This window comes from Sunxiuqinia sp. A32 (assembly GCF_052690465.1).
Genome location: NZ_JBQYLI010000004.1, coordinates 332,489 through 341,745 on the forward strand (window position 1 = coordinate 332,489; position 9,257 = coordinate 341,745).

8 protein-coding genes are annotated in these 9,257 nt (G+C 38.4%); all 8 read left to right on the forward strand.

The window, feature by feature from the left end:
• Position 1: 1 nt before the first annotated feature.
• The gene (locus ACUNWD_RS06210; protein WP_445586918.1) at positions 2-862 is read left to right on the forward strand and encodes a nucleotide-binding protein; all 861 of its coding nucleotides are present in this window, start codon (positions 2-4) and stop codon (positions 860-862) included.
• Positions 855-1,727, forward strand: a complete 873-nt coding sequence (locus tag ACUNWD_RS06215; protein ID WP_445586919.1) for a nucleotide-binding protein — start codon at positions 855-857, stop codon at positions 1,725-1,727. The genes ACUNWD_RS06210 and ACUNWD_RS06215 overlap by 8 nt, the downstream gene beginning before the upstream one ends.
• Positions 1,728-1,765: 38 nt before the next feature.
• Complete coding sequence (tsaA, locus tag ACUNWD_RS06220; RefSeq protein WP_445586920.1) at positions 1,766-2,251, forward strand: tRNA (N6-threonylcarbamoyladenosine(37)-N6)-methyltransferase TrmO; 486 nt, start codon at positions 1,766-1,768, stop codon at positions 2,249-2,251.
• Positions 2,248-2,685 carry a NifB/NifX family molybdenum-iron cluster-binding protein gene (locus ACUNWD_RS06225; protein WP_445586921.1) on the forward strand — a complete coding sequence of 146 codons (438 nt, stop codon included), beginning with the start codon at positions 2,248-2,250 and terminating at the stop codon, positions 2,683-2,685. The genes tsaA and ACUNWD_RS06225 overlap by 4 nt, the downstream gene beginning before the upstream one ends.
• Positions 2,685-3,338 carry a GTP cyclohydrolase II gene (gene ribA / locus ACUNWD_RS06230; RefSeq protein ID WP_445586922.1) on the forward strand — a complete coding sequence of 218 codons (654 nt, stop codon included), beginning with the start codon at positions 2,685-2,687 and terminating at the stop codon, positions 3,336-3,338. Before ACUNWD_RS06225 ends, ribA begins: the two co-directional genes overlap by 1 nt.
• Positions 3,328-3,729, forward strand: a complete 402-nt coding sequence (locus ACUNWD_RS06235; RefSeq protein ID WP_445586923.1) for an acyl-CoA thioesterase — start codon at positions 3,328-3,330, stop codon at positions 3,727-3,729. Before ribA ends, ACUNWD_RS06235 begins: the two co-directional genes overlap by 11 nt.
• A 204-nt stretch (positions 3,730-3,933) precedes the next feature.
• Positions 3,934-6,309, forward strand: a complete 2,376-nt coding sequence (locus ACUNWD_RS06240) for an ammonia-forming cytochrome c nitrite reductase subunit c552 (protein ID WP_445586924.1) — start codon at positions 3,934-3,936, stop codon at positions 6,307-6,309.
• A gap of 759 nt (positions 6,310-7,068) precedes the next feature.
• Positions 7,069-9,257: beta strand repeat-containing protein (locus tag ACUNWD_RS06245; RefSeq protein WP_445586925.1), on the forward strand; the 2,189-nt coding region annotated here is incomplete at its 3' end.

The window sequence follows — 9,257 nt, forward strand, 5'->3', positions numbered from 1 at the left end:
TATGAAAATAGCAGTCGCAAGTGGAAAAGGAGGAACGGGAAAAACATTGGTAGCGACCAATTTATTCAACATTTTACAACAACAAGGTTCAATGGTTGAACTGGTTGATTGTGATGCTGAAGAACCGAATGATCGTCAGTTTATAAAAGGTAAATTGATGGATGAAGAAATTGTCACTCAAAATATACCATCGATCGACAAGGATATTTGCACCTTTTGTGGTAAGTGCCAAACTTATTGCAACTACAATGCTATCATTGTCCTACCGGAACAAAAACACATTCAAGTCATTGAAGAACTTTGCCATGATTGTGGGGCATGCTGTTATGCTTGTAAAACAGGGGCAATTATTGAAGAAACGAAACCGATTGGTTCTGTAACAACTTACAAAACAGATAAAGGATGTTTCTTATTGGAAGGACAAATAGATATCGGCATTTATTCACCAGTTCCGGTAATAAATAAAGTTATCAAAAGTACCCAAATGGATGAACTCGTCATTTTTGATTCTCCCCCAGGTACCTCCTGCCCTTTTATTGCAACCGTTTCTGCAGCCGAATTTGTGATCTTGGTTTCGGAACCGACTCCGTTTGGATTGAACGATCTTCGTCTTTCCGTTGAAACATTGATTCAATTGAAAAAACCGTTTGGCGTAGTAATTAATCGTAGTGGATTAGGTGATGAAAAAATGTATCAATTCTTAAATGAAAAAAGAATTCCATTACTTGCACAAATTCCATTTGACCGCCAAGTTGCTCAACAATACTCTGATGGAAAATTAATTACCGACACCATGCCGGAATATCAGGAACGATTTCAGCAATTACTTGGATGCTTAAACAAACAGATAAAAAATGATTGAAATCGCCATATTAAGTGGGAAAGGAGGAACAGGAAAAACTAGTCTAAGCGCTGCTTTAGCAAGCCTTGCATCCAAAGTTGTAGTTGCAGACTGCGATGTAGATGCGGCCAATTTACATATCATCCTGCAACCAGCAAACTACCGGGAAGAAAAATACATCTCAGGACAAAAAGCAATACTTGATGAACAAAAATGCACAAACTGTGGACTTTGCTTCGCTTACTGCCGATTCGATGCGATCCATGTTTTGCAGGGACAACATAAAATTACAGAAACAGCCTGCGATGGATGCCAGCTTTGTGAGCGAGTTTGTCCGGAGAACGCTATCAGGATGATTGAACACGATAAAAGTCGCTGGTACCTTGGAAACATCCTAAATGGGAAAATGGTCCATGCAAGGCTTGCTCCGGGCGAAGATAATTCCGGCAAGCTCGTGAATATTGTTAGGGATCAAGCTCGTGAACTGGCTAATGAGATTAATTCAAACTTAATCCTATTAGATGGACCACCGGGAATTGGCTGTCCTGTAATTTCAACCCTTACAGGCATCAAACATGCAGTCCTGGTTACCGAACCAACCCAATCCGGAATACATGATTTAAAACGAATCATTGAATTGGTTAGACAATTTAGCCTGACTGTTTCTGTCATCATCAACAAATACGACATTAATCAAACACTAAGTGATCAATTGGTCGAATGGTGCGACAAGATGCAAACACCAGTGATTGGAAAGGTACCATTCGATAAGACTGTAGTAGATGCCATGGTAAATTGCCAAAGCATCATCGACTGGAAACCTGATTCTGAGATCAGCAACGAAATAAAAAAAATATGGAATAAACTCATGGAGGCTGAGCGTTAAAAAAAATAAACAGAACTATAAATAAAGATATTTCGAATATGGCAGCAATTACTTTTCACCCAATTGGTACAATTTTCTCAGAACACAAAAATCCAGAGGGTACTCCGATTCAATTTTCCGGAGCAAAAGATCATCTCGGAACTATCGAAATTTTTCCTGAATTCATTGAAGGACTAGCGGATTTAGATGGCTTTTCTCACCTCATCCTGATTTATTATTTACACAAAATCAAAACCCCAAAATTGACAGTAAAACCGTTTATGGATGATTTTCAACATGGCGTATTTGCTACCCGCAGCCCTTCTCGTCCAAATCAACTGGGATTATCAATTGTGAGGCTGAATAAAGTAGAAGCCAATAAACTGTTCATCCAGGGGCTCGACATTCTTAATGAAACTCCCCTGCTTGACATTAAACCGTATGTGCCTCAATTCGATTCGATCCAGGCTGAGAAAATTGGATGGCTCGAAAATAATATCCACAAACATTTGACCACTAAAGATGACGGGAGGTTTATAAAATGAATTTAAGACTTGCAATGGCTGCTAGCTTTTCACGAAAGTTTGAACAGAAACATTTTGGTGAAGCCGACCAATATTTAATCTATGAATGGACTGGGAATAAACTGACCTTTAAAGAAACAGTTCTGAATCCAGTTCTTGATGACGGAAATCTTCATTCATCAGAAAAAGCGGACACGCTAATAAATTTACTAAAAGCATATCAAGTCAATGCTTTGGTGTCGCAGCAGTTCGGTCACAATATCAAAAAGGTTAATGCTCTTTTTGTTCCGGTTTTAATTGGCACTTCATCCATTGTAGAATTAATCCCACTTCTAAATAGACAAATGAAATGGATTGTTGAAGAGTGGCAGGAAAACAAAGGAAACTATAAGCTCTTCAATCTCAAAAAAGGAACCATCAAAACGAGTCTTCAAAACAGAAACGACTTTGATTAATGTTTGAAATACCAAATAAAGAAAGACCACTTTCCGAGATTGAAATCGGAGAACGGATAAAACTTCCAACATCTTTTGGCGATTTTGAATTTATTCCATTTCGGGAAATATCAAACGGAATGGAACACATGATCCTCATTAAGGGAAATCCGAATTTTTCCGATTCTGTATTAACACGAATACACTCCGCCTGCGCCACTGGAGATTTGTTTGGCTCCTTGCGTTGTGACTGCGGACAACAACTAAAACGTTCACTTCAAAAAATTGAAGAAGAAAAAACAGGCATTCTAATTTACCTGCAACAAGAAGGACGCGGAATTGGACTGATGGAAAAAATCAAAGCCTACAAACTTCAAGAGAATGGACTTGATACGGTTGATGCCAATCTTCAGCTGGGACATCAGGCTGATGAGAGAAATTATTTGGTTGCTGCAAAAATCCTTCATTCACTAAATATTAAAAAGATTAGATTGATGACGAACAATCCGGCGAAGCGAAAAGGATTGGAAGAAAACAATATTTTTGTTGAGAATTGCATCCCACTAATAATACCTCCCAATGAACACAATTCATTTTACCTCAAAACGAAGCTAAACCGAATGGGACATCTGCTTAGTGAATTGAATTTTGAAAACTATGAACATGAAAATTGAAGATAAACTCCAATTGCGTCCACGTTATGGAGAAGTAGATCAGATGGGATACGTCTATCATGCCAACTATGTAAGCTATTGTCACCAGGCCAGAACTGAACTATTGCGAAAACTAAAGATTGACGATAAAACTCTGGAGGCTCACAATATTATGCTTCCTGTCATCAGCATGAATTTAAAATATATCAAACCTGTCGGGTATGATGATTTAATCACCATTAAAACGACCATTGAAGAAACGCCAGTTACCCGATTCAAATTTCAATTTGAAATAACAAATGAGCAAGGGATTGTTGTTTGTACTGCCGAGTCAAGCACTGCAATTATTGACAGTATCACCCGAAAGCCAATGAGAGCACCTGATATGATCAAAAATGCATTTCAAATATAAAACCTACAAATTATATCAATAAAAAATAATGGAAGGCGGAATTGCAGGTTGGCCTTTCGAAAAAGAAAAGTAACAGTCCATAAGTCAACACATCAATAACAACCAAAGAAACTCTTTTCTAATTCCTGATCAGAGTTTCTTTTGTCTTAAAACAGCTACAAATTATTTTGATTCTAAACAGATTATCATGCAAATTTGTATCGTATGAAAACTAACAAGTCAATCTTCTATATATTATTGCTAGCATTTCCAACTTTGGTGGGAATAGCGATTTCTTGTCAAACAAACAATAAGGCCGACAAGCAAGAATTAGCATCCGCGGAATATGCTGGATCAGTAAGTTGCCGCGAATGTCACGAACGTTTCTATAAACTATGGGAACCGTCCTATCATGGGAAAGCAATGGAGCCAATTAATGCTGCCTTTATTGAAAAAAACAAATTGCCAGATAGTGAGCTTATTCCGGTTGAAAGTTCCCATTATCAGGTTGTTTTTGAAGATACAACCATGGTATTGTATGAAAAAGAGGACGACAAAATATTAAATTCTTATCAGGTGGCTTGGTCAATGGGAGGGCACAATGTTTATTGTTTTCTTACTCCTTTGGAAAAAGGGAAATTACAAACCATTCCGCTGGCTTACGATATGAACCGAAAAACCTGGTTCAACTATCCGGAATCTGCAGTTCGCCATTTTTATGATGAAGAAATAGAAGACGAAGCGCTTCCATGGAAAGATGCTATGTACACTTTCAACACCGGATGTTACAGTTGCCATATTAGCCAACTAAGTACCAATTTTGATTTAGGAACCGAAACTTACCATACCACCTGGAGAGAAGCCGGAATTAACTGTGAAACATGTCATGGCCCCGCGGAGGAACATATCCGGATCTTCAAGAATCTTAAAGAAGGTGAAGAACCTGAAGATGTCGGCTTAATTGTAACCAAAAAATTTACGCAAGAGCAGCACAATGCATCCTGTGCACCATGCCATGCCAAGATGACCCCGATTACACCAAGTTACACTCCGGGCAATAAGTACTTCGACAATTATGACGTCGCCACCCTTGAAGACCGTGATTTTTATCCTGATGGACGCAGTCTGGGTGAGAACTATACCTTGACAAGCTGGATGATGAACCCCTGTGTACCAAAGAGTAAATTACATTGCGTCACCTGTCACACCTCCAGTGGTCGCGATAGGAACAAAGATAATCCGAACAACAGCTGTATCTCTTGTCATGCAGATAAAGGTGAAAATTTTGAAGCCCACACCGGACATAAACCTGAAGCGAAGCTAACTTGCATAAGCTGCCACATGCCCCGACGGGAATTTGTTGGTCATTTTATGCGTAGTGATCACTCGTTCAGGCCTCCAATGCCGGAACTAACGATCCGTTTTGGCTCTCCCAACGCCTGCAACCAGTGCCATTCAGACAAATCACCGGAATGGGCAAATAAAATTGTTAAAAAACGTCCAAACGGTAATTACCAGGAAGAGACACTACAATGGGCTCAACTTATTAAGGAAGCCCGCGACAATAACTGGGAAAATGTTGATTTAATGTTCAAATATATTGGGGACGAGAAAACCAATGAGGTGATCAGAACTTCTTTGATTCGCTTAATGGTTAATTATCCAGAAACGTCGAAACTCAAAATTTTCATTAAAGCTCTTCAATCAAAATCAGAGCTGGTTCGATCTGCAGCAGCAAGCGGATTGTCTGGATATCACACTCTGGAAACAAAAAAAGCACTGCTTAAAGCATGTGAAGATGAAATCAGGTTGGTTCGTATCAATGCCGTATCTTCTTTGCTTTCATACACAACTGCTAGCTTTACAAAGGAAGAACAAACCATTATTGACAAAGCAGAACAAGAATATGTAATTTCTATGACAGCCCGTCCTGACAACTGGAGTGCACATTACAATTTGGGAATCTATCATCAAAACAAAGGAAATACGACCAAAGCCATCAATTCGTATGAAACAGCTGTCAGATTATACCCCCAATCACTAATGCCATTAATAAACAGTAGTATTCTCTATTCATATAAAGGAAATACAGCTAAGGCAGCGGAAAATCTGAGGCTGGCAATACAATATGATCCAGATAACGAAGCTGCCAATCTAAACTACGGTCTTTTGATGGCTGAAATGCAAAAAATGGATGACGCTGAAAAAGCATTGCGCACTGTTCTTAAAACAAATAAGGAAAATGCAACCGCTGCTTACAATTTGAGTGTAATCGTATCTCAGAAAGATTTGAATGAAGCCTGTGAATTTAGTAAAATTGCCATGGAAGCAGAACCTCAAGATCCAAAATTTGCATATACGCATGCTTACTTTTTAAACCAAAATAAGCAACAGGAAAAAGCAATCGAGATTTTGGATAGTACAATTCAAAAGAATCCGGATCATTTAGCTTCTATTTTTCTTCTTGGAAACATTTATCTGGAAAGTGGGAATAAAGGCAAAACGCTTCAATTATATGAAAATTCATTGAAGAATATTGGAAATAACCAACAAGCAACATTTCAACTACAACAAGCCATCGCACAAATAAAACAGATGTAGCAAAAATATTTTCGCATATTTTTGTCTGCTATAACCGACTTGAATACTGTGTTTTATAATCATAATCCATCGTATCTGCAATATTTTACAAAAAAAATCGGTAGGGAAATTACCCAATTATGGATAGTACACTACAGAGTCGCAATAATTAATCAATTGATTTTCTGCATCTTTATTGTTTTTAAACAATTAGACGTGAAAAACTAAATAAAAAAGTTTGAGATATATTTCGTACATTTTGATAGCGATTTGTGAAAAAGTACAATTCTCAAGCTCTATAGGTTGATATCATTGCGGTTCGATAAACATGTAGGAATTTGGTAATTTAAAAAATGCCGATGAAAAATGATGACCTAATAGAGATGTTTTTTTTAAGGGACATTATGAACAAGTTTTACGCTGTCTTTTACGCGGTTACATCTTCTTGTCACAGGATAAGTCTTCTTACAAGCTTTATCCTGAAGTCTGCATTTAAAAATTCTGTTAGTACTTTTGAGTTTTTTGCGAGATCCATAGTAATGGACCTTGCACCATTTTTATTAGATAAGAATGGTGACTTTTTCGAAATCGACAGAAAAAATTATCAATTTCTGAGATTAATAAGCAAAGTGTGCGGTGTTCGAAATGTAGGAATTGAATTTCCTGTCTCGTTTCAAACAAAGTACATTTTGACAAATAAAATATAGCTGAAGAAACAGCGAAAACGTGTTATCTGGGCAATAACATGTTTTCATTTATAACTGGGCAAATCTCTTTAATATGGCAATGAATAAAGAGAGATTTTACGTGGCATGTGTTGGGGCATTTATGCTCTTAACTTTTGTAAGCAGTGGGCACGCTTACAACCTAACAAAACCTGAAGCAAGTAACCGATTTGTACTTCATGAGGAAGTTATATCATCTACTGAAAGTTTTGTTGAAAACATTCACAACGAAAAATCTCAACAAAACCGGATTCCTCAAAATAATGAATCTCCTCTGGCAGATAATCATCTGCAATTAAATAAAGAAAATATTCTATTGTCATCCACCACGATGACTCCACCTCCTCCAAGCTCTTTTGTCACGGGAGATTGGGACGCTACTGGCACATGGGACAACAGCACTGTCCCAACTTCTGCGGATAATGTAATAATCGCTAACGGACATACTGTAACCATCGATATTGCCACTGCCCAATGTAACAGTATCACTATTGACGCAGGAGGAACACTTGTTATTACTGGAACAGGAACTTTAGATGTTACTGGAGATATCATAAACAACGGAACACTTACCGCAAATTCCGGATCAAATATTACGGTATCTGGTGATTGGACTAACAATGCCACGTATACGTCCGGTGGTGGAACTGTTACATTTGACACAAATGGTTCAAGTATTTCCGGAACTAATAGCTTTGATAATCTTGTCATTGATGCTGGAAGTGATATTACTTCGACTATTGCGATCAACTCTACTACGAATATAAGCCATCTTCAACTCGATACCGGTTTATTGCAAATCAATGGAGGTACAACAACCATAACCGATTTAAACAGTTCGACTAGTCATAAAATACTCGAAACGGCGGGATTAGAAGTAAATGTTGGTGGAAATCTAATAACAGGAGACTTCTCAATCACCAACGAAGGATTGATTCGCATTAATAATGGATCAGCAACCTTTGGAAATTCTACTGGAAATAGTATTGAGACCCAGGTTGATGGTGCTTTTTTTGTCAACGGTGGATCTGTAGAAATAGCTGGAAGATTGCATAATTCAGCCAGTGGAACGCTTGGCTTAACAGGAATCACCTCCGGGATCACGATTGCTGGTGGAATGATCACATTAAGTACAATAGGCCAAGGCTTAAGCGCAACCGGCTCACTAAATATCACAGCCGCCGGAAACTTTAGTTTTAGCGGTGGGACTATTGTTTTTCAAACCGCAAACAGTACTGGCGGCACCGCCATGGATTTGCAATTTTTAACTGGCGGTGGAACTAAATCCATAAGTGATGCTGCAACCTTTCAATTTGGAAATTCGTCGACACCTGCAGCGTATAGCAGTTTTGTAGTTAATAGCCAAATTTCAATTCCGAACATCGAAGTCAATAGCAACTCAAGCATTGAACTCGCCGACTTTTTGGATATAACCAATTCATTCACGTTTAGCGGAGATGTAATTTTAAATGGAAATGAAATAGAAATACCTGTCGTAAGTCTTGGAACTTATAATATTCCGCTTGATGACGGAAGTGGTAATGCGATACCGGTTTCCATCCAGTTAACGGGAGGAAATGCCAGTTCAGGTTCATCCGTCACCATTTCTACAACTGCGAGTAAATTAACCGAAAATAAAAATACAAACAATTACCTAAACCGGTATTGGTCAGTTGTTGCCAATAGTATCACCTCCCCTGAGTTTACCTTTGTTGGCACATATCTAACATCAGATATAGCCGGAACTGAATCTGAAATTGCCGCAGGTTTATGGTCTGGTAGCTATCCCTGGGGAAAAGGAGCAGATGTAAATACTAGCAACAAAACACTAACTTATAGCGGAATAACATCCAACAATTTTGAGATTAGTGGAATTACCAGTGACCCTCCAACTATTACAATTGATAATGGCAACGCAGTATCAATTTGTAATGGTTCATCAACGACATTAACAACAACAGCAACAGGAGATCCAGTACTTACTTATTCCTGGTCGTCCACACCTTCCGGAACAAATGAAACAACTGCGGATATTACAGTTAGCCCAGCTGCAACCACAACATACAGTGTTATAGTTACTGATGGTAATGGATTCACTGCCACAGATGATATTGAAATTACAGTAACTCCAGACAACACAATTGCCCTTTCTTCTGCAGGTGGCACTGATGCCCAAACCGTCTGTATCAATTCGCCGATTACAAATATTACCTACAACACCTCTGGCGCAACTGGTGCAACATT